The 22,109-nt window shown below is 46.7% G+C and carries 19 protein-coding genes; 6 read left to right on the top strand and 13 right to left on the bottom strand.

Going from position 1 to position 22,109, the window contains the following annotated elements:
- Positions 1–8: 8 nt before the first annotated feature.
- Positions 9–182 carry a hypothetical protein gene (locus tag SFV55_RS21155; RefSeq protein WP_320031546.1) on the bottom strand — a complete coding sequence of 58 codons (174 nt, stop codon included), beginning with the start codon at positions 180–182 and terminating at the stop codon, positions 9–11.
- A gap of 12 nt (positions 183–194) precedes the next feature.
- Positions 195–707 carry a hypothetical protein gene (locus SFV55_RS21150; RefSeq protein ID WP_320031545.1) on the bottom strand — a complete coding sequence of 171 codons (513 nt, stop codon included), beginning with the start codon at positions 705–707 and terminating at the stop codon, positions 195–197.
- A gap of 101 nt (positions 708–808) precedes the next feature.
- On the opposite strand from SFV55_RS21150, the gene SFV55_RS21145 reads away from it, so the two are divergent.
- Together SFV55_RS21145 and SFV55_RS21140 are read left to right on the top strand one after the other, a co-directional pair.
- Positions 809–1,822 (top strand): acyl transferase, encoded by a 1,014-nt coding sequence (locus SFV55_RS21145; protein WP_320031544.1) that lies wholly within the window; start codon positions 809–811, stop codon positions 1,820–1,822.
- 109 nt (positions 1,823–1,931) lie between these two features.
- Positions 1,932–2,807 (top strand): carbon-nitrogen hydrolase, encoded by an 876-nt coding sequence (locus SFV55_RS21140; RefSeq protein WP_320031543.1) that lies wholly within the window; start codon positions 1,932–1,934, stop codon positions 2,805–2,807.
- A gap of 50 nt (positions 2,808–2,857) precedes the next feature.
- Here SFV55_RS21140 and SFV55_RS21135 read toward each other — a convergent pair whose 3' ends face one another.
- A complete protein-coding gene (locus SFV55_RS21135) occupies positions 2,858–3,406 on the bottom strand; it encodes a biopolymer transporter ExbD (protein ID WP_320031542.1) in 549 nt (182 codons plus the stop codon).
- A gap of 223 nt (positions 3,407–3,629) precedes the next feature.
- On the opposite strand from SFV55_RS21135, the gene SFV55_RS21130 reads away from it, so the two are divergent.
- Positions 3,630–4,388, top strand: coding sequence for a tRNA1(Val) (adenine(37)-N6)-methyltransferase (locus SFV55_RS21130; RefSeq protein WP_320031541.1), 759 nt, complete (start codon positions 3,630–3,632; stop codon positions 4,386–4,388).
- 130 nt (positions 4,389–4,518) lie between these two features.
- Here the strand turns inward: SFV55_RS21130 and SFV55_RS21125 are convergent, their stop codons facing one another.
- A complete protein-coding gene (locus tag SFV55_RS21125) occupies positions 4,519–4,764 on the bottom strand; it encodes a DNA-binding protein (protein WP_320031540.1) in 246 nt (81 codons plus the stop codon).
- A gap of 331 nt (positions 4,765–5,095) precedes the next feature.
- Between SFV55_RS21125 and smc the strand changes: the two genes are divergently transcribed.
- Genes smc through SFV55_RS21110 form a run of 3 tightly spaced genes read left to right on the top strand, consistent with a single transcriptional unit; the run spans position 5,096 to position 9,308 of the window.
- Entirely contained in the window at positions 5,096–8,653 is a 3,558-nt protein-coding gene (gene smc, locus SFV55_RS21120) for a chromosome segregation protein SMC (RefSeq protein WP_320031539.1), read from the top strand.
- Between the two features lie 60 nt (positions 8,654–8,713).
- Entirely contained in the window at positions 8,714–8,935 is a 222-nt protein-coding gene (locus tag SFV55_RS21115) for a hypothetical protein (protein WP_320031538.1), read from the top strand.
- Complete coding sequence (locus SFV55_RS21110; RefSeq protein ID WP_320031537.1) at positions 8,925–9,308, top strand: hypothetical protein; 384 nt, start codon at positions 8,925–8,927, stop codon at positions 9,306–9,308. Before SFV55_RS21115 ends, SFV55_RS21110 begins: the two co-directional genes overlap by 11 nt.
- A 218-nt stretch (positions 9,309–9,526) precedes the next feature.
- On the opposite strand, the gene SFV55_RS21105 is transcribed toward SFV55_RS21110, so the two are convergent.
- The 9 genes from SFV55_RS21105 to SFV55_RS21065 all read right to left on the bottom strand — a co-directional run bounded on the left by SFV55_RS21105 (position 9,527) and on the right by SFV55_RS21065 (position 21,954).
- Complete coding sequence (locus SFV55_RS21105) at positions 9,527–10,396, bottom strand: cell division protein FtsX (protein ID WP_320031536.1); 870 nt, start codon at positions 10,394–10,396, stop codon at positions 9,527–9,529.
- Positions 10,397–10,536: 140 nt separating this feature from the next.
- Complete coding sequence (locus SFV55_RS21100) at positions 10,537–11,001, bottom strand: hypothetical protein (RefSeq protein WP_320031535.1); 465 nt, start codon at positions 10,999–11,001, stop codon at positions 10,537–10,539.
- Between the two features lie 56 nt (positions 11,002–11,057).
- Positions 11,058–11,981: a GlxA family transcriptional regulator gene (locus SFV55_RS21095; RefSeq protein WP_320031534.1), complete on the bottom strand. Its 924-nt coding sequence runs from the start codon at positions 11,979–11,981 to the stop codon at positions 11,058–11,060.
- Positions 11,982–12,156: 175 nt separating this feature from the next.
- On the bottom strand, positions 12,157–15,363 hold the full coding sequence (locus tag SFV55_RS21090) for a S41 family peptidase (RefSeq protein ID WP_320031533.1): 3,207 nt from the start codon (positions 15,361–15,363) through the stop codon (positions 12,157–12,159).
- Between the two features lie 178 nt (positions 15,364–15,541).
- Complete coding sequence (locus tag SFV55_RS21085; RefSeq protein ID WP_320031532.1) at positions 15,542–17,983, bottom strand: ABC transporter permease; 2,442 nt, start codon at positions 17,981–17,983, stop codon at positions 15,542–15,544.
- A 31-nt stretch (positions 17,984–18,014) separates the two neighbouring features.
- Positions 18,015–19,088, bottom strand: a complete 1,074-nt coding sequence (locus tag SFV55_RS21080) for a PorV/PorQ family protein (RefSeq protein ID WP_320031531.1) — start codon at positions 19,086–19,088, stop codon at positions 18,015–18,017.
- A gap of 75 nt (positions 19,089–19,163) precedes the next feature.
- Positions 19,164–20,282 carry a YihY/virulence factor BrkB family protein gene (locus tag SFV55_RS21075; protein WP_320031530.1) on the bottom strand — a complete coding sequence of 373 codons (1,119 nt, stop codon included), beginning with the start codon at positions 20,280–20,282 and terminating at the stop codon, positions 19,164–19,166.
- A complete protein-coding gene (locus tag SFV55_RS21070) occupies positions 20,279–20,692 on the bottom strand; it encodes a thioesterase family protein (RefSeq protein ID WP_320031529.1) in 414 nt (137 codons plus the stop codon). Before SFV55_RS21070 ends, SFV55_RS21075 begins: the two co-directional genes overlap by 4 nt.
- A gap of 14 nt (positions 20,693–20,706) precedes the next feature.
- Complete coding sequence (locus SFV55_RS21065) at positions 20,707–21,954, bottom strand: arginine deiminase family protein (protein WP_320031528.1); 1,248 nt, start codon at positions 21,952–21,954, stop codon at positions 20,707–20,709.
- Positions 21,955–22,109: the final 155 nt, after the last annotated feature.

Below are 22,109 nucleotides of genomic sequence, written 5' to 3'. Positions count from 1 at the left end.
GAAAGGATTTATCCCGCCATCATCAAATACATCAATACCAAAAAGACAACTATAGACGCTACGATGATAATGATGGTTTTAGTGGAGATTCCCTGCTGGGCATGCATCGTTCGTGCTCCTGAACCTTTGGAGTCGTGTACGCTGTGCATACCTGGTTTGCGCGGAGATTTGTGTGGTTTCATACGTCCGATGTTTTATTTACAAAAAATGGTTATTCTCTCGGTTTTGATGGTATTGCTCCAATTGCCAGAGCGATCTCGAATTCGGATGAAATAAGAGAGAGAATCCGTGGGGAAGGTAGTGCTGGGGATGCAGGTCAGACGGGTATTGGGAAAGGTACAACAAAAATATTTGGTATCGGGGCTATTGGTCAGTTTAATCGAAATCTCACCTTGGATACCATCTCCTGAGCCCAACTGGGGGATTGGACTCACTTTGAAAAAATGCTCAAAATTGTCTCGGCTATCGGTCAGCGAGATATTGGTGCTGTCTTCACTGCCCAAATCTCCATCTCCATCGGTGAAAGCAAAACGAATCTCGATTGTATCCAGGGGAATACCACCACCACGGCTTTGATCAATGGAAGTATGGCTCAACCCCAGGTATTCGATCACGGGTTCAGCCGGGAATTCTGGCGGGTTGGAGCATGTACTGGCCAGCAGCAAAATCAAAAGGCAAAAGAGGAAATATCCAGACTTTTTCATCATAATTACTAATTTTGACCGGATTCAAGTCACCACAATCAGGTTATTTAAAATGGGGCAAACGCAAATCCCGCCTCAATTTGATCAAAAAATAAGACTTTTTATTGAAACAAGAAATGATATTTCAGTCGGCCAGGAGTCATCTGTACGATCTCATCCAAAATGTGCAGCCTGATGAATTCGAAGCGCTTGCACTTCAAGTGTTTCGCTTTCAGGCAAGGTACAATCCACTTTACGTAAAATTTTTGGATTTGTTGCACATCGACCCCTCCCGCATTCAACGTTTGGAAGCCATACCTTGTTTACCCATTCAGTTGTTTAAACAATACGAGATAAAAACTGGAGAATGGCCAAACGAGGCTGTTTTTTCCAGCAGTGGCACTACAGGGACACAAACTAGTCGTCATCCAGTGCGAAGTTTGATGGATTACACCCACAATACCTTGCGTGGTTTCGAGGCATTTTATGGCCCTTTGTCGGATTATTGCTTTGTTGCACTCTTGCCCGCTTATCTGGAACGAGAAGGTTCTTCCCTGGTTTATATGGCGGAACATTTTGTACAATGGTCCAAATACCGTCAAAGTGGTTTTTATTTGTACGATCACGCCGCCTTACGCAACACCCTGGCGGAATGTGCCGAAAAAAAAATCCCAACAGTGCTGATCGGAGTAAGTTTTGCGCTCTGGGATCTAGCCGAGGAAGGTAATTTGAATTTTCCAGAGCTAATTGTGATGGAAACGGGTGGCATGAAAGGTCGACGTCGGGAATTGACCCGGGTAGAATTGCATGAAATTTTGACGCAGGGTCTGGGCGTTCCAGAGATCCATTCTGAATACGGAATGACTGAATTGTTGTCTCAAGCCTATTCAAAAAGAAAAGGTTTGTTTCATCCCAGTCCAACCCTCCGCGTCTGGACAAGAGAACCCAACGACCCTTTGGCTGCAACACCCCCAGCCCGTACCGGTGTCATCAATGTAATCGACCTGGCGAACCTGGATACCATTTCCTTCATCGCCACCGAAGATCTTGGGAAAGTGTACGCTGACGGCTCATTTGAAGTTCTGGGCCGTCTCGACGCCGGAGACATCCGTGGCTGCAACCTGCTGGTCGAAATGTAGAAAATATAACCTTAGCCAACCCACGGATTCACCCGTGGGAGGCCACCCCACCGCATCACCCCATGGCTTTAGCCGTGGGATATATGCCGATGGGAAAAGAACCAAACACATGAAAACAGGCATCATCCAACAAACCTGCTCCCCCAACCAAAGCGAAAACATCGCCAAAAGCCTTGCCGCCATCAGAAACTGCGCTGAGCAAGGTGCTGAGCTGGTCGTACTCCAGGAACTCCACTGTGGCATCTATTTTTGCCAGGCAGAATCAGCCGATATGTTTGACCTCGCCGAGCCCATTCCAGGCCCAGCCTACCATACCTTTGCCCAGGCGGCAAGGGAAAACAACGTAGTTTTGGTCACCTCTCTTTTTGAAAAGCGGGCACCCGGCATCTACCACAACACTGCAGTAGTATTTGAAAAAGACGGCACTGAAGCCGGGCGTTACCGCAAAATGCACATCCCTGACGATCCTGCCTACTACGAAAAATTCTACTTCACCCCGGGCGACCTGGGCTTTAATCCCATTTCCACGTCAGTAGGCAAACTAGGCGTTCTGGTTTGTTGGGACCAATGGTACCCTGAAGGCGCCCGCCTGATGGCCATGCGTGGTGCAGAGGTGCTGATTTATCCCACCGCCATCGGTTGGGCAGATACTGATCCCAGAGAAGAACAGGATCGCCAATTTGGGGCCTGGCAAACCATCCAAAGAGGGCATGCCGTGGCCAATGGACTTCCGGTTATTTCCGTCAACCGTACGGGTTGGGAGGAGGATTTCTCAGGTTTTACTGGAGGCATTCGTTTCTGGGGCCAAAGCTTCATTGCGGGCGCACAAGGGGAAATTCTTTACAGCGCCCCGATTGATCAGGAAGTGGCTCAGGTGATCGAAATCGACAAACACCGCACCGAAACGGTACGTCGGATGTGGCCGTTTTTCAGGGATCGGCGCATTGATGCGTATGATGGATTGAACAAACGGTATTTGGATTGATGGGAGCGTACGGGCGACTGCATACATACGGGCGACCGCAAGGGTCGCCCCTACAGGTTGCCGGAATGTGCGGCAATTATTTCATCCATTTCATTCCATTCATCCACAATTGCATAACGTTTTACCCCACAAATTTTCATTTCATCCAACAGGTCCACCATATTACGGTATTTGGATTTGGGGAAAAATTTGAGCGATACAAACAATTCATCCTGGTGCCCCCATTGCGCTTTTACTTCCTGTTGGCGCTGGATGATTCGTTTGCGTAAGTTTTGTCGTGAAAAGGAGAGGGAATCCACTTTTAAATCCGTTTCATAATCAGCACCAGTGTAGCAGTATATTTTATCGTTTTTTCCAGCCACCAGGGTAAATGTTTTACTTTTGGACAAAAGTGAACAGATAAGCTGCTCTGGGTCTTCGGGAGGCACTGGCTTATTCACCTCCATTGTCTTCGGTTTTTGAAAAGCGGAAGCCAGAATAAAAAAGGTAATCAACAAAAAGCCCAAGTCAACCATTGCGGTCAAATCCACCCGGGTAGATGATTTTGAGGCACGCCGCGGCCCTTTGGAGCTACGCTCCGGAGTGTTCATTTCTGCCATCTTTTTTTGTTTTGTAGGGATGATCAAAAAGGGTCAGGGCGCAATTGCCCCATGACCAACGATTGAGCGTATGCTTTAAAAATTGTGTTTAAAAGTGTAGATTCGCAAAAAATGATTTTTGGTGTGTGCTCAAAAAAAACCAAAGCTATTTTAGGATGTTATAACTTTGCAAACGCATGTCGGAATATTGTAGACATGCTCTAAGTTCAAAACGAAAGCAAGTATGAGTGCGAAAGCCAAAGCAGAACCAGTGGATAAGATTGAAATAGTGGAGCAAACCTTTCAATTCAAACAATTCAGTATCCAACAAGACAAGTGTTCCATGAAAGTGGGCACTGACGGAGTATTGTTGGGCGCCTGGGCTGATGTAGAAAACGCCACCCGGATTTTGGACATCGGAACCGGCTCTGGCTTGATTGCCATTATGTTGGGTCAGCGCAATACAGGGGCTCAAATCCATGCTGTGGAAATTGATGACCTCGCCTACACCCAAGCGGTAGACAATATAAAAAATGCCCCCTGGGCTGATCGTTTAAGCGCTTTTCATCAATCCATTCAGGATTTTGCGGGGACTCAACAGCAAGAGTATGATTTGATTGTAAGCAATCCTCCGTTTTTCACCGGTGGAACCTTTTCCTTCAATCAGGACCGCAACAGTGTCCGACATACCGTCAAATTGCCCCATGGGGACATGCTGCGTGCTGTTCAGAAACTACTCGCCAAAAACGGGAAATTCTGTGTGATTTTACCCTTTGTAGAAGGCCTGCGCTTTCAGGAATTGGCGGGGACTTATCATTTTTACTGCACCCGGGTTACAGAGGTGCTGACCAATGCCAATAAACCCATTGAACGTTTGTTGATGCAATTTGAATTGGAAAGTCGCACACCGCAGCGGGATCAATTGATTATTCGCCAGGAAGGGCCAGATGAGTGGACTGAAGCCTACCAAAATTTAACCAGAGCTTTTTACTTGAAGATGTAGAAAAGGAAATCAGATGAATGTGTTTGACCACTAAGGCACGAAGACACACCATGAAATTGCTTTGAACGGTGCCTGCGTGCCTTGGTGGCCGGTTCAAAAAATCGGTTTCTCGTGGCAATAATGGGCAGCGTTACTGCTGCTCGGCCAGGATTTCCCGGGCCGCCTCCAAAATAGTCTCATCATCCAAATGAACAACTCCTCCTCCGGGACCCGGTTCGATGTGTACACCTATCGTCTCACCGTCATCCAACTTCGATGCTCCAAAATAATTCCGTACCGTCTGTTCGGAAATGTTCAGCTTTCTCGCAATGCGTGTAATGCTGCCAGTAGGGAGCTTGTGCTTAATGTCCCTAAGATCATTGAATGTGATGTTCATAGACAGTAAATTTAGTGAAAAAAGGAGAACAACTTGTTCACCTGAAATGTAGTAAAAATTTCATAATCTTCCAAAAGAAGAGGCTTTAATTTTGTCAAAAAAAGCTTTCATAAAAGAAATGTCTAATTTTTGTGGTATTAACGAATTAAACAATGAGAAATGTCAGCGTGGTGTGGTGATTTTTATCCCTATGAAACCCATTTTTCCCCTTACCTCGTGTATAACTTCCCCCTTTACCAACAGGCAATGTGGAAAACTCGCCTACTTATCAAGACCCGATTGGAGGGGGATGCTGTATCTTTGTAGGCTTGTTTCCAACTAACCCACACATATGCGGCTCAAAAGTCTAGAAATCAAAGGTTTTAAAAGTTTTGCCAATCCGACGGTCATCAACTTCGGTGCGGATGTCATTGGTATTGTTGGTCCTAATGGGTCGGGTAAGTCCAATGTAGTGGACGCCATCCGCTGGGTTTTGGGGGAGCAGAGCAGCCGGGAGTTGCGTTTGGATCAAATGTCCAGTGTGATTTTTAATGGGACCAAAAAGCGCAAGCCTGCCGGGATTGCGCAGGTTTCGCTGACTTTTGAGAACACCAAAAACCTGCTGCCTACCGAATACAACACCGTCACCATCACCCGCATGCTCTACCGTAGTGGAGAGAGTGAATACCGTCTTAATGGGGTTACCTGCCGCCTGAAGGACATCACCGGTTTGTTTTTAGACACTGGCATTGGCTCCAACTCTTACGCCATCATCGCCTTGGGTATGGTGGATGATATCCTGGAAGACAAGGAAGATTCCCGCCGTAAAATGTTCGAGCAAGCCGCCGGAGTATCCAAGTACAAGCTGCGCAAAAAAGAAACCCTCAGCAAACTCAAGAGCACCAGCGAGGACCTGGACCGAATTGAAGACCTGCTGGCTGAAATTGAAAGCAACCTCAAATCGCTCGAAAAGCAGGCCAAACGCACCCAGAAATACTTCGAACTCAAGGAAGAATACAAGCAGCTCAGTGTGGCTCTGGCCCTGATCAAGGTCGGCTCGCTCAAAGAAAAACACAAAACCCTACAAAGCCAGATCGACCTAGAACAGGACAACTACCGCCAGATCGACGTAGAAAGCCGCAATCTGGAGGCCACTCTGGAGAAAGAACGCCTCACCCACCTCGATAAAGAAAAAGCCCTTTCCGAACGCCAACGCGACCTCAATAGCCTTGTTGGCCGCATTCGGGGGATGGAAAACGACCGGCGGATGTTGGAGCAAAAGCAACAGTTTGTGCAGCAAAACCGCCAGAAACTGGAGCAAGATATCCAACAAGCTCAGGGCCGCATCGTGCAACTGGAAGAAGACATCGAGCACTACCGCTCTGAATTGAACGTAGAAAAACGGGTGGAAGCGCGCCTTGAACAAGAGCTCGAAAGCGCTGAACAACAACTCGATAAAATTCGGGGCGGCCACGGTGCCATGAAAGCCGACCTCGATGTAGTGGTCCAGGAGCAACAAAAACTGGAGCGCGCCATCAACGAACTGGAAAAACAAAAGGCCATCAGCCTCAACCAGATCGACAACCACCACAACGACCTCAACCGCAACAACGCGGAAATTCGCCAACGCCAGGAATCGGTAAGTGGGCTTCGCAACAAGGTGCAGGAACTCGAAACCCAGGAGCGGGTGCAGCAAGAAGCGGTTACCTTATTGGAACAAGCCGAGGAAAAACGCCAGCAAGACCTGCAAAAAGGGGAAGCTGAACTGAGCGAAATTACCCAAAAAATCGCCCGTGTACGCCGCGACCTCGACGCCAAACGCAACGAATACAAACTGACCAAAAGTATGGTGGAAAACCTCGAAGGTTTTCCCGAATCGATTCAATACCTGGTCAAAAGTAAGGATTGGGACAAAGGCGCGCCCCTGCTTTCCGACCTCATTTACGTGAGTGAAGAATACCGCGTAGCCATCGAAAACTACCTGGAGCCTTACCTCAATTACTTCGTCGTCAACAACTTGGAGGAAGCCTATTTTGCCATTGAATTGCTGGGTAAAACCCAAAAAGGCAAGGCCAATTTCTTCGTTTTGGACGCCTTCCGCGATTACCAGATGCCGATGACCCTTTTGCCTGAAACCAAAATGGCCATCGAATTGGTACAAACCGACCCGACTTACCGCAATCTGGTTGGTTATTTGTTGGAGAATGTGCTGCTGACCGAAAAAGAAGAGATTAGTGGCACCTTACCCGATCAGGATGTGGTGGTGCTCTCCCGCAGCGGCCGCATCATCAAACGTCGCTTTAGTGTATCGGGTGGTTCGATTGGGTTGTTCGAGGGCAAAAAAATTGGCCGGAAGAAAAACCTTGAAGTACTGGAGGAAGCCATCAAAAAAGCCGAGCAGGAAGAAAACCGCTTGTCAACCTCCTCTTTCAACCTCAAGGAACGGGTAGATGCCCTCAAGGCCAAACGCCCCGATCTGGAAATGCAGCAACAGCGCAGCATACTGAATAAATTGGCGCAGGAAAAAGTATCCCTGGCCACCAGTTTGTCGAATTTTGAATCCCTGATTCAGGAGGTGAGCAATCGCCGGGAATTGACCGAGCAACGCATCAAGGAATTACAGGAGACCGTAGGAGAGACCGAGGCTCAACTAACCTTGCGGTATACGGAATTGGACGGGGTGAAGGAAAAAATCGCCCAAACCGACGGTAGTTTCCGGCAAATGGCTGACCAGTTGAGCCAGGCCTCAGCGGCTTTTAACGACAAAAACATCCAGTTCATTCGCCAGCAAAACAAGGTCAATACCTTCCAGCAAGAATTGACTTTCCGTGAAAAACAAATCACGGACACCAAAAACGCCCTGCAACAAAACCAGCAAAGCATCCTCACTGCAGACAGGGACATCACCGTGGTGGCTGATGAATTGGTGCGACTGGCTAGCAACCTACAAACAGCCTACGCTGAGCGTGGCGTCCACGAATCCTCACTCACCGAGGCCGAACAAGTGTACTTCAAGGCCCGTACGGGTATGGTGGAAATGGAAGACCGCCTGCGCAAGCTGAGTCGCCAGCAAACTGACCTGCAAGTGCTGATCAACAATTTGAAGGACAAATTCAACGATGTCAAGTTTGAAATCAGCACCATTTCTCAGCGTCTGCGCATCGAGTTTGAAATCGGCATCAACGACATCCTGAACGAAGAGCCCTCAATTAAACGCCCCGAAGCCGAGCTCCAAGAGGAAGTAGACAAACTCAAAAAACGCCTGGACAACTACGGGGAAATCAACCCCATGGCCGTTGAAGCCTATACCGAAATCAAAGAGCGCTACGACAACATCGCCCAGCAACGCGATGACATCGTGGCGGCTAAAAAATCACTGGAACAAACCATTCTCGAAATAGAAGAAACCGCCACCCGGCAGTTCCTGGAGGCTTTTGAGAAGGCCCGCCTGTACTTCATCGACGTGTTCCGCAGTCTCTTCACCGAAGACGACAACTGCGACCTGATCCTACTCGAACCAGACAACCCGCTGGATTCGCGCATTGAAATTGTGGCCAAGCCCAAAGGCAAACGCCCGCAAACGATCAGCCAATTGTCGGGTGGGGAAAAAACCCTGACGGCTACCGCCCTGCTCTTTGCGCTCTACCTGCTCAAACCCGCACCCTTCTGTATCTTCGACGAAGTGGATGCGCCTCTGGATGATGGCAACATCACCAAATTCAACCGCATCATCAAGAAGTTCTCCAAAGACTCGCAGTTCATCATCGTGACCCACAACAAGCTGACCATGGCGGCCGTAGATACGATTTATGGGGTGTACATGGCGGAACAAGGAGTGTCGGGCGTGATGCCAGTGGATTTTAGGGATTATGAGAATGTGGGGGGCCAGTTTGAAGTGGCGGTCGGGTAGGTGAATCCGAAGCTTGTATCGTCTAAAAAATAACCGTATTTTGCAGGTAAATTTTTGGTTATGGTATTGCCACAAACAAATTATGTAGTTGATTCCCAAGGGCAAAAAGTGTTCGTTCAATTAGCCGTTCAGGACTGGGAAAACCTGGTCAAAGAGTTGAATAGATTGGAGAACCTGTTGGCATTCAAAGCGAAACTCAAAGATGCTTTTCGAGAAGTGCGGCAAATTAAAAGAGGGGAAATACAAGGTGTTTCATTAAGCGATTTGATTGATGAATTGTAGGATTGTCGCTATTGCTTCTTTCAGTAGAGATGCAAAAAGGCTCAGCAAAAAGTATGCGTCGCTCAAAACGGAATTGCAAGCCCTGCAAAATGAACTCTTGCAAAACCCAAGAGCTGGAACGCTCATTAGAGAAAACACTTACAAAATAAGACTGGCTGTAAAAAGCAAAGGAAAAGGGAAAAGTGGTGGTCTGCGCATCATCACTCATGTGGTTGAAGTAGAAATTGAGGTTGCTGAAAATGAACAGGAACAAAACATTACGGTGGTACTTGTTGCCATCTATGATAAATCCGAAATGGATACCCTACCGGATAAACAACTACGGGAATTGATTGATGATATTGAGAATGAGTTGGATGAGGATGAGAGGTAGAAGTCATCAAGAAGTTCTCCAAAGACTCGCAGTTCATCATCGTGACCCACAACAAGCTGACCATGGCGGCCGTGGATACGATTTATGGGGTGTACATGGCGGAGCAAGGGGTGTCGGGCGTGATGCCGGTGGATTTTAGGGATTATGAGAATGTGGGGGGGCAGTTTGAAGTGGCGGTCGGGTAGAAATTTTTTTATCAAATGAAATTAGGCTATCACTCAATACAAATCATCCACCCGCATCTTCAAATACTTGTTCACCACATAAAAGGTCGACAATACATAAATCAGTACGCCCAAAAACACGATCCCAAAAATCACCAGCAACAACAAACGGGCATCCTGAAACAAATAAACCTCCGGGAAGCTGTGGTTGATCCAGTACAGCAGTCCTAACAAGGTCAAAATTGCAATCAAACTACTCAGCATCCCGTGCAACATGGCCCGTAGCAGATAAGGGCGACTGATGAAACTCCAGGAAGCCCCCACCAACTCCATGTTTTTGATCAAAAAACGATTGGAATACAAGGCCAGGCGGATGGTATTGTGGATCAAAGCGGCGCTCAACAGGATAAAAAACAGTCCAAAGCCCAGGGCAAAGTAGCCCGCTTTTTTCAAATTGTTGGCGATGTTGTCGATCAGGCTTTCCTGATAGTACACGTCGTTGATGGCGTTCAGTCCCTTGATTTCCTCGCGGATTTGTTGCAGCTTTTGAGGATCGAGGTATTCCGCTTTCAGGTTGAAAAAGACCACATCGAGGAAGGGGTTGGGTAGGTCGAGTTTGAGGAAGGCTTCCCCAAATTCGTTGCGCATCATTTCCGCCGCATTCTCTTTGGACACCTTTTGAATGGTCCCTGGGCGTACAAAGGCCGCGTTGTTGAGGTAGGTTTCCAGGTTCATCATGTCGAGGACAGTGGCGGTTTCCGCCAGTTCCACGATGAGGTTGACTCTTTCCTTGTACAAACGCACAAATTGCTGCGCGTGCAACAGGATGGCACCAAAAAAGCCCAGTAAAAAGAGCACCAGGGCCACGCTGACCATGGAGTAGAGGTAGTTGGGGCGAGTGCGGCGAGTGGCGATGTTCGACATGTAAAGTTGAATGGTTTAGGGTTGTAGAGTTGAAAAGAAGTTGAAAAGTTGAAAGGTTGAAAAGATAAACTCAGGTGTAAGAGGTAAATCGTCTTAATAACTGTTTTTCTTTTCAACCTTTCAACTCTTCAACTTTTCAACTATTCTTGTTCCATCTGCCGCATCAACGTTTCCGTATCGCTCAGCAGGCGGCGCAGGTCAATTTTGAGTTCTTTTTCGTCGGCAACCAAGGTGGTGCTCAAGGGGCGTTTGCTACCCGTTTGGCGTTCTTTTTCCGCGTAGATTTCGGCCATTCGCTGCTCCAGCGCCTGACGCTCGCGCTCCAACTCAGCCAGGCGTTGCAGCGATTCGGTGTCGTTGCTGGAACGGGCGCGGCTGCGCAGGTCGTCGTACACATTGCCAATCTTGTCAATAGCCGTATCGTATTTGCCTTCGTCCAGCTTGGCCTTTTCCGACTTGAGCAAAGACCAGGAGGCTTTGCCCAGTTCACCTACCTTGTGGAATATTTCTTTTGACTGGGCTTTTTCTTGCGCATCACCAAAGAAATAGTTGTACACCAGAATGGCCACAACCAGGATTAAACCCAATTTGATGAGTTGTCTCATGTGGTTTGATGTTTTGGTTGCTACAAAGATAAAGAAAATAGCCGAAATTGGGTAGATCATCCTTCCATACTCGCCATCACGCGCCGAAGTTGTCGATCACTTTGCAAACCAATATGTTGGGCAATTTGCTGTCGCGACAAATCCGGTTTTTTCTGCAATTCCCTGATTTTTTCACAGCGCAAGAGGGTGATGTAGTCACTCACGGTAATGCCGGTTTCTTTTTTAAAGATGCGGGTAAAATTACGGGTGCTCATGTGGGCCATCTCCGCCAAATCATCAATGGAGTACTTTTTGTGCAGGTTTTCATTCAGCCAGTCTTGCACTTGATGAACGCCCGTATGCAAGTGATTGCGGTAGTTTAAAAATACACTTTGTTGTGCTTCATTGCCACCCCGACGAATGTAGACGACCAATTCGCGGGCCACTTTATGGGTCAAGTATTGCCCAGCTTCTTTTTCTAAAATGTGCAAGGCCAAATCTATGCCCGAAGCTACCCCGGCACTGGTGAATATCCCGTCCTGCTCGGTGAAGAGTACGTTTTCTTTCACCTTTGTTCGGGGGAAAAGGTGCTGCATTTTTTGGGTATACTTCCAGTGGGTGGTGCAATTTTTGCCATTCAATAAGCCACTGTGTGCCAACATAAAAGACCCGGTACAGACAGAACAGATGTTGACTCCCCGGGCATAAATGGCACGCAACCAGGCTAACAATTCAGGGGAGGCCAATTTATTCTCAACGATCAATTTGCCATCCATCCCCGGGATAAACAAATAGTCGCCAGCCTGGAGTTCCAGTTCCGCATATGGCCGCAATTGTGCAAAATGTAAACCAGAAGAAGTATAGCTGGATGAAGTAAAACTGCAATATTCCAACTGAAAGGGAACCCCAAAATCGATGGCCTCGTAAAAAACCTGGTCAGGTCCAGCCAAATCGAGGAAGTGGGTTTTGGGCGAGATTAAAAAAGCAATTTTTTTAGACATCGTATGGCGTATTGCCACAAAAATAAGAAAGGAATGGGAGATGAACAGGACAAAAAATGGACAAATCCAGCCAAAATAAAAAGTGTATTTGGAGAAAATTTGGGCTGATCAAGCATGAATATGAGTCATCCCGAATTTGACTTTTCAAAAATTCGGGATGACCCATGTTTCACCACTATTTCAAGTCCTTCAACAGCGCTTCAACTGCCGCTTTCAACTGCTCATCAGTACCTTTTGCCGTATAATCCAGGGAGTTGTCCACGATGATATCTGGTACAGCTGGGCCTAACTCCTGGTTTTTATCGGTAGCCTTAGTAAACCAGCCTCGGAAAGGCAAACGTACAAAGGAGCCATCGATCAAACCACGGCCACCCGTGGAAATCACCGAGCCATTGGTAGTCTGACCAACCAATTTTCCAATACCTAAGGTTTTGTAGGCATGCGAAAAAATCTCGGCATTGGAATAACTGCCCTCGTTGCACAGCGCAACCGAAGGTTTCATCCAGGCCGAAAACACCAGGCGTTCGCCAGTAGGGTAGTAATCGCGGTATTTTTTCTTGTCCTTTTCCAGGTCTTCGCTGGCGCCGCGGGGAATGGTATAGGCATGTTGTTTGTAGTTGAGTACCGTCATCAGGTAATCCGCGGTGGAGCCCCCACCGTTGAAGCGTACATCGATGACCAGGCCATCTTTGCCATAACCAGCCGCGGTAAACTCCCTTTCGGTTTCTTCAAAACTGGGCATGTCCATGCCCCGGATGTGGATGTAACCCAGTCGACCTTTGGACCATTCGTCCACCAGTTTTTTCCGATTGTCCACCCATTCTTCGTACAGGTTGTTGGCCAGGCTGGCACTTGGACGAATCACCACCTCACGACTTTTGCCGTCAGCACTTTGTACATTCAGCAGCACTTTTTCGTTGACCAGGCCATTCAGGTTTTCATAAAAGTTGCTGCTTTCGCTGTAAGTGGTTCCATTCACCGCTGTGATAACATCCCCAACATTGAGCTGGCTGCCAACTTTGCTGGCGGGGCTTTCGGGAATAACCCGATTGACTCGCATCCCTTCCTTGACGGGTGTCATTTCTGCGCCCAACATACCTGTAGACTCTTGTTGAGTTTCCGCCCGGTCAGGAGCAGTCAGTGCCATGTGGCTCGCGTTGATTTCTCCGAGCAGGTAATTGAACATGTCGCGGAAGTCGTTGTTGGTAGAAGCATTGACACAACGTTCACGGTATTTTTGCCCCAAAGCGTTCCAGTCGTAGCCGTGCATTTGAGGATCATAAAACCCATCGCGAATGGTGCGCCAGGCTTCTTCAAAAATCTGTAAACGTTCGGCAGGGTAGTCAATCTTCATTTTGGCAGAGTAGGGCAAACTTTCGGCGGTTCCCGACTTGGCATCTACCCTGGAAAAGCCGCCCTGGCGGCCATAATAAACGTATTTGCCTTCCTTGTCCATTTGCAGGCCGAAGGGGTTGCTGCCGCCCCTGGTCACTTCTTTCAGGTCTTTGCCATCCCACTTGATGCTGTACAGATCACGGCCACGCGCAGTACTGCTGACTGCGGTGTAAAAGAAGGTTTGACCGTCTTTGGAAATAACCAGGCCGGATTCATCCCCAGGAGAACTGGTGACTTGCACCAAACGTTCATGGATGTTGTCAAAGTCAATCTGGATGGGTTTAGGCTCGACTTTGGCATTCGCCCTACCTGCACCAGCTCCCGGAGCACCTTCAGTTGGGCCGTCCTTTTCCTGCCAATCCTGGCTCACTTTTTCCCAATCTTCTTTTTTCAACCATACAAACCACACGTCGGCGTTGCGGTTGTTGCGGGCAGAAAGGAAGCCTAGTTTCGACCCATCCGCACTCCAGAAAGGCTGGGAATCGGTGCGTGGGTGCATGGTAACGTTTACAGGCGGTTTGGAGTTGTCGGCAGCGTGAATGAAGACCTCGTTGTTGAAATACAAGTCACTCATGGAGTAGGCCAGCCATTTGTTGTCGGGGCTCCAGGTCACCCCATTGGCACCGGCCCAACCATCAACCAGCACTTTTTCATTGCTCAGTTTTCCGTCTCCGGCAATATCGGCTACGATCAAATCACCCCGACCCCGCACATAAGCAATTTTTTTGCCATCGGAAGAAACCACTGGTGAAGACTCATCCTCTTTGGTGGTGGTTAGGCGAATCAATTCGTGTTTGAGCGACTTAAAAGGGTTGGGCTCAGTGCGATCTGCCGAACGCAGAAGGTAAAACTCAAAATTTCCATCCGCCCGGTCTGAACAAAAAACCAGTGAAGTATCACTCAACCAGGCAGGATTCATATCCCGGTTGGGGTGTTCAGAAACATTGACGCTGCGGTTTTTTTCCTTGTCCGCCTCTTTGATAAACACTTCACCACGAATGGTAAACGCGATCAATTTTCCATTGGGTGAAATGGCCAATTCACTGCCACCCGTGCTTTGGGTTTTCATCTCACTAGGGTCAAAACGCTCATCAGCAGCAATTTGCACGTTGATTTTGCTGCCATTGCCCTTGCCCGCCTTCATGAGGTACAAGTTCATGTCCTTTTCAAAAACAATCGTAGAACCGTCCGTTGAAATGCTGAAATGGCGGATGGCTTCATCTTTAAAAGTAGTCAATTGTTCAGGGCTGCCCTGGGCCTGACCATTTTCATTGATGTTGATGCGGTACAAATTGTAAGTGCCCGTGGTAGAACTCAGGAAGTACAAGGTGCGGTTGTTGCCCCAACGCGGCAGGATGTCGTTGGTCTCAAACAAAGGTAGCTTGTTGTACTTCTTGTTTTTGGTGTCGTAAATCCAGATTTCACGGTTGGCGCTGCCTTTGTAATCCTCGCGGAAAACGGGGTTGATGCTTCCCCGCACCAGGGCAATGAAACGGCCATCGGGTGAGTACGTAGGGTCATAGGCTTCGGCATCCAGCAAACGGGATTCGGTACCCCCCGAAGCATTGATGCCGTACACTTCAGGGTGTCCACCAATTTGGCGAAATTCCCGATTGGTATTGAACACAATTTGGGTATTCGAAGCCCAGCCCATTACATTATCGCCAGCTGAATGGAAGGTCAATCGTTTGGGATTACCTCCTTCGGAAGGCATTACAAACACGTCATTGTTGCCATAACGGGCACCCGAAAAGGCAATTTTTTTGCCGTCTGGGCTGTAAACGGGCGTACCTTCGTAGGCTTCGTGAATGGTGAGTCGGGTCGCTTTTCCGCCCGAGGAAGGCACCGTCCAGATATCGCCCTGGAAAGAAAAAGAAATTTGTGAACCATCGTGGTTGATCGCCGGATGGCGCAGCAAAAGATTGGATTGGCCTGAAAGCGCTGTAGAAATAAGCGCCAGGACCAGCAGTGTACCTAGTTTTTGCATGGTTAGGATGTGAGTGTTAACAATCAGGTGAATGGGAAAATCCCCAGTTAATAGCCTGCTAATTTAGGCAAGACCACCTGATTATCTGCATTTTTTTCCTCGTTGTATCCATGTGAAAAGGGGTAATTGGGCTACTATTTTTTGGGTTTGAGGATAAAGCGTCATCCCAAATAAGGAGCTATTCATTTCGAAGTGAGTATATGGGGTTTGTAACTGATGCTTTAATGGATTGATAACAAACCGAAATAAGAGCTACTGCCAAAGAAGCAAAACCTACGCTTACAATTGTCCAGGACCCAATTTGAATTCTAAAAGCAAAGCTGCTTAGCCACCATGTTTCCATGATGTACCAGGAAATCGGGATAGCCAATAGGAAAGAAATTAAAACTATTCCTGTAAATCCACGTGTTAACAGAAAAAACACATCCAGTATACCCGCACCAAATACTTTACGAATCCCAATTTCTTTGGAGCGCAAACTGGCAGTATAAGTAGAAAGACCAAGCAAGCCAATCAAGGCTATGAAGATGCTGAGGCCGGAAAATAGCGCAAAGACTTTACCCATTTGTTCCTCTTTTCGGTACTTGGATTCAACAACATTGTCAAGAAATCTGAATTGAAAAGGTAAATTGGGGGCTAAATCTTTGCATTTGGCTTCAATTTGTGCAATGGCTGTCGCGTTAGCACTTGGTTTGAGCCTCGTTACCACGTAGCTCATCCGGCTGAAAATAATTTCGTTGCTCTGAATGACCAGTGGGGTGATTGTTTCATGCAGCGTTTGATAATTAAAGTCTTTAATGACTCCAATGACAGTAAAGGTGATTCGTTCTCCTGAGCGATAGGTCTGCTCAATAAAGGTTATCTTTTTACCTATGGGATCTGATAGACCAAATGTTTTTACGGCAGATTCGTTTAGAATCACTGAAAGCGAATCATTCGTAGATGCGGAAAACATTTTGCCATCAAGTAACTTAAAGCCCATTGTTTCCGCAAACTCGTCTCCAATTTCCATCGTATGCATCGATCTGACCTCTGGAGAATCTTCTGATTGATACTGTTGGGGATAAATGCCTCCCATCGTGGGCATCGATAAACTTCCTGCTACCGAAACCACTTGGTTCAGCTGCTTGATTTCTTCCACTAAATGGCGCGTAAACTGAGGCTTCATGTGAAAATCGCCTTCGATTACCAGTAGTTCATCCTTGTTAAAACCTAAGTCTTTCTGACTGATAAATTTTGACTGTTGCAGCATGACCAATGTGCAAATGATCAATGTGATCGAAACCCAAAATTGAAAAACGACCAGTCCACTCCTTATCCATTTACCCTTTGAAGTAGCCGTGAACTTGCCTTTCAATACGCTAACTGGTTTGAAAGAAGACAAGACAAAAGAGGGGTAAAGACCAGATAAAAGCCCTAATGCAATCGTTAACCCTATGAACCCAAAAATTGTCGGTAAGTTAAATTTTATTTGTAAGCTCTTTTCTACAAGGAGGTTAAAATGTGGCAAAGCAATAATGATTAGCAAAACGGATAAACCGACGCCCATCAAACTCACGAGGAAGGACTCGCTCAAAAATTGAAAGATTAATTGCTGCTTGAAAGAACCCAAGGCTTTTCTGACCCCAACTTCTCTGGCTCGTTCATGTGAGCGAGCTGTGGCAAGGTTTATAAAATTAATGCAGGCAATGATGAAGATAAGCACAGCGATGGCCATCAGAATTCTTATCAAAATGATGTTACCACTGGGCTTCATGCCACCAATGTTGTCCGGATCTAAATAAATACCTGTAAGTGGACGCAGGAAATAGCGAAATCCATTTCCCGCTTTTTTGTAATCAGTCCATGACGTTCCGTTTGCCTGTTCAAAATCGGCTGCTGCATACAAATCCACCATTGCCGGAAATTTTGATTCAAGCAATGCTGGATTTGACCCTTCTTGCAATTTCAAGTAGCAATAAGTATCAGGTCGGTTAAAATTATCGATGGTGAATCGTTCGATCGTGTTAATTGAGATTAATAGGTTGAATGCAAAATGAGAATTATCCGGTGGGTCTTTACAAATGCCTGTAACCGTAAAAACATCGCCTGACATCCGGATTAATTTTCCGAATGCATCCTCATCACCAAAATGCCGCTTTGCTGTACTTTCGGTGAGCACCATACTTTTAGGATGCAGGAGCATCGTCTTGCGGTCGCCCTTCAAGACTTTGAAACTAAATAGGTTGAAAAAATGATTGTCGGCGGCATATACACCATCCTCTAGAAAATTCAGCTCACTTTTATCAGAACCTTTGTAAGAAATCCTCATGTCATCGAAGGGACCACAAATGTTGGTTGCTCGCTCTACCTCTGGACAATCTTTAACTAACACGCTTGCAAAAGAATGTGGAACACCTGCCTGAACAATCGTTTGATCAGGTTGCTTTAGCTCAAGAACAAGTTTATGTATTTGGTTGGCATCGACAAAGTCTTTGTCATATGAAAGTTCACTTTTGACAAATAAAGCAAGGAGAATGCAGCTTGTCATTCCGAATGATAGTCCGAGAACATTGATAAGCGTATATCCTTTCTGTCTGTTTAAATTCCGGAATGCAACTTTTATATAGTTCTTGAACATCATTGAGTCGTTTATGCTGTTATTAACCCTACTATTTCCTCGCCTTCAAATTCAACAACAAAGAAATAATATGCGAATACGTATTCTCCTGCGCCGCCAAATCCGTAAATGCATAATCCACCTGCAGTGCAGAAATTTTCAACCCGACCCCAATTCCAGGCCTTGGTGAAAGCACACTTTTCCCCGAAAAGGAACTTTCTTTCTGGAACTGGTTCATGCCCAGACGTAAAAAAACCGTTTGGTTCAAATCCGCCTCGATGCCAATGGCCGGATCAATGCTGAAAGGATCGGAGGAGACCAGAGTATTGCGTTTGCCATCGGTAGAAACGATCAGGTCAAGTTCCGGGGTAAGGCCAATTTTTTTGAATTGAAAACGCTGAGCTACCCCCAGGATTAGTTGTGGTTTGGTCGTTTCCAGGCTATTGATGGGTACCTCATTGTTGGTCAACTCCAGGGTTTGCCTTTCCTCATCCGTAAAATTGAAAGACCAGGCGTTGAAGCTGGTACTGAGGTCTTTAGCCATAGCCCCAAAGCGGAAATTGCCCCGGTGGTATTGCACTCCACCATCCAGGCCAAAACCCCAGGAGTTGGCAAAAGGCCCAATTCTTCGGTGGATGACTTTTACGTTGCCGCCCCAAAACCATTGGCCATTTCCAGGTCGACCCTTTTGGGCGTAGGACAGCAGCAAAGCATAATCAGCTGCAGAGAACTCGCGCAGGTTATCGAAGTTGACCGTCCCATCACTTTCATAAAGCGTCAAAGTATTGGGAATTTCATCGACCCCAAAACGGATGAAAGACAAAGCCAGCCGCCTTTTATCATTGTTGGAGGGCAACATCACCCCGATGTAATCAAATTTTCCAACCCCTGCAAACCACTCGGCATGCATGGCCCCAATCTGAAGGCCAGGGGCATCTTCATTGGCGGCCAAACCAGCCGGGTTCCATACACCAGCTGTGACATCATTGGTTTGTGCCACCACCGCATTGCCAAGGGCTTGTGCTTTGGCCCCGACGCCAATCGATAAAAATTCATTGCTGTACTTTTGGGCGAATAAACTGCCGAATGAAAAGAACAGCATAAAAACCAAGACATGCGCCTTCATATTTTATTTTTTTAGCGAAAAGCGAAAAGCGAAAAGCGAAAAGCGAAAAGCGAAAAGCGAAAAGCGAAAATTACATTATTCACTATTCGCGGGTTGTTCTTCACTTTTTACAGACTGCTCTTCGTGCTTCGCTTCTTGCTTTTCGCTATTCGCTATTCGCTTTTCACTTTCAATAGGATCGGGTTGGGGCTCCAATTGTGGTTTAACTTCCGAAATTTTTTCGACAGTACTGAGTAATCTTTTGTTGATGACAATGCTGGCATTCAATTCAAATCCGATCAGGATCGACATGACGTTCATCTGAATCCAAAGCATCAGCACGATAATGGCACCGATTGAACCATATAAACGGTTATAGGTGTTGAACATGTCTACGTACATGGAAAAAACGACCGAGGAAAGCAAACAAAGGAAAGAAGCCAATGCCGCACCGGGCGTAAAAAACCTGAAGCGGCGGATCATGGCGGCTCCATTGCGGTAAATGAGGGCGATGGAAACGTAATACAAAGAAATGATCACAATCCAGCGGACGATGTTGAGGGAAAGCTCTACCAAAGACCCCAGGTCCAACCAATCGTTGATCATTTTGACAAAAGACTGCCCCAAAATCACCAAAATCACTGAAGCAATCAACAGCGCACTCAATTGAACCGCCAGCACAATGGCCACCCAGCGCATTTTCCAGGAGTTCCATTTGGCAAAATCTTCATAAGTTTTGTCAAAGGAACGCAGAAGCGACAAAATGCCATTGGACCCAAAATAAATCGCAGAAATAAAACCCACCGAAAGCAGTGCAATTCTTGGATTGTTGGTGATGTCTTCTATGAAGCTGAACAATTGATCTCCGGCGTCACCAGGCATAATTTTTTGAATCTCCGTTTGCAGGTAAACGTCAAAATGTTCTCCTCCGGGCAGATAATGGAGAAAAGTGCTTTTCAACCAGGGAATCAAGGTAAACAAGGCAATAATGGAGGGGAACAAAGACAAAAAGAAACTGTAAGCAATGGAGTTGGCGCGGGTAAACAGGTCAAAACGCTGGATTTCCTGCACAAAAAACTTTACCACATTGTAAATGGAAACGCCAAAAAAACCAGGAAAAGAGCGGTTTTGCGCCCAGCAAACCAACTTGATCCAGAGCGGATGCCCCCAGAACCAATTTTCCCACTGCTTGAAATCTGGTAATCGTACTTTCACGGCTCAAAAAAGGGTCGAAGTTTTTCAATTAAATAGACCGGCGCATCAATGGTTTTGTTGCTTTTTTTGTCCACAAAACAAAGTCTAACACTGCCACCATTGACCAATTTATTATTTTCGTTGTAAATTTCAACGTGAAAGGTAATGAATTGATCTGGTATTCGCCGCAATGCCGTTCGAATTGTCAACAATTCATCGTAAAAAGCCGGTCTAACATACCGCATTTGCAGGGACAAAACGGGCATCATTACACCCCAATCTTCCTCCATCGCTTTGTAGGTCAAACCCAGGGAGCGCAACATTTCCACTCGACCTATTTCGTAATACTGGGCATAATTGCCGTAATAAAGATACCCCATCTGGTCGGTTTCTCCGTAACGAACGCGTTTTTGAAAATCGTGTGTGTACATAAATTGTCAGCTTATCAGGCCCTTTCCATAGGGCAAGTCATACAATGCGAACCACCCCTGGCCCTAGACAATTCATTGGAAGGTAGGGTGATGATGGTGTTTTCTACCGTCTCGGGATCCAGCTGACCAGCCCGGTATGCGGCCAAGAAGTCGCGGGCATGCAAGATTTTGTATCCGGCTTTTTGGAAAGCTTGTTCGGTTACCGGATTGCGATCATAAGTAAGGGCTACGCCGGGTTTGAGGGCGACCAGATTGCAGCCATCCGTCCACTGTTCGCGCTCCTGATAGGGCGAAGTTCCGTTGCCACTGTAAATGAACTTCATCTCTGGATTTATTTCGGAGCGGATAAAATTGTGCACAGAAGGGTAGTACTCATTGCTCCCGTTGGCCCGGTACAACTCCACCGTAGAACTTATCCCATCTACCACGAGGGGTTTGTAAGCCACGATATGGTGATGGTTGATCTGGGTAAAAACAGTATCAATGTGCATGTAAGATCGGTCGTTGGGAATGTTGACCAGTGCAACATTACTGATTACCCCTTTTTCAAACAGGACCTTGGTCAAGGACATTATTCCGTGCCGGGTAGTGCGTTCACTACAACCAATCAGGAGGTAATCGGGGCTTAAAACCATCATGTCGCCACCTTCGATGGAGACGTATTCCCCTTTCCGGGAAGGGGGAAATTTGTCAATGTTGTTGAGGTTAATCAGTTTATCGTCCTCATAGCGCTTTTTGAAAAGTGGATGGCTTCCAAAGATAAAGCGGGTGAGGTGGTTTTCCCGATGGCGGGCCTCCTTGGCTGCTTTGGTGATGATCACGTGGTCGTTGACCGCAACTGCAATATCCCGGGTAAAGATAAAATTGGGGATGGGGTCAAAAAGAATGTAATCTTCCGGAGCATAATACCCACTGATCAATACTTTAGTCAAATCGTCTGGCGATAAACTTTGCAAAAAGCGCAATGCAGAACCCGGCAGTTCCTCATAATCGGCAATTTCAGCCAGAAGCCTTTGTCCATTTTCAGGATCAGCAATCAAAGATTCAAGCAACAATTGTTCGGTTTCATGTACCCGGTCATTGCCTACGAATGCACGGAGCACTGCTGTAAATACATCGTGTTCTTCCTGCATTTGAGGTAAAAAAACGATGTCATCAAATAACAGTTCTTCAGAGCGTTTGGGAGAGACCCGTGCGATACCTTCATCGGGACGATGTACAATTACACGTTGCAATCGGCCAATTTCGTTGTTCACTTGCATAGATATTCAATGGTTATGGGCTTTTTTGGAGCAGGAATTGAACTAGTCCTGCATTAATTTTTGTTGTAAAAGTAATTCTTCCTTACTTTGTATGACGCAAAAAATTACTTCCCGATTTTTTCAGAGGCTTTTGAATAAAAAGCGCACTTGAAATG

The organism is Haliscomenobacter sp. (assembly GCF_033763495.1).
Taxonomy (GTDB): Bacteria; Bacteroidota; Bacteroidia; order Chitinophagales; family Saprospiraceae; genus Haliscomenobacter.
Note: the sequence above shows the minus strand (reverse complement) of the source record. Positions and strands in the feature narration are given on the sequence as shown.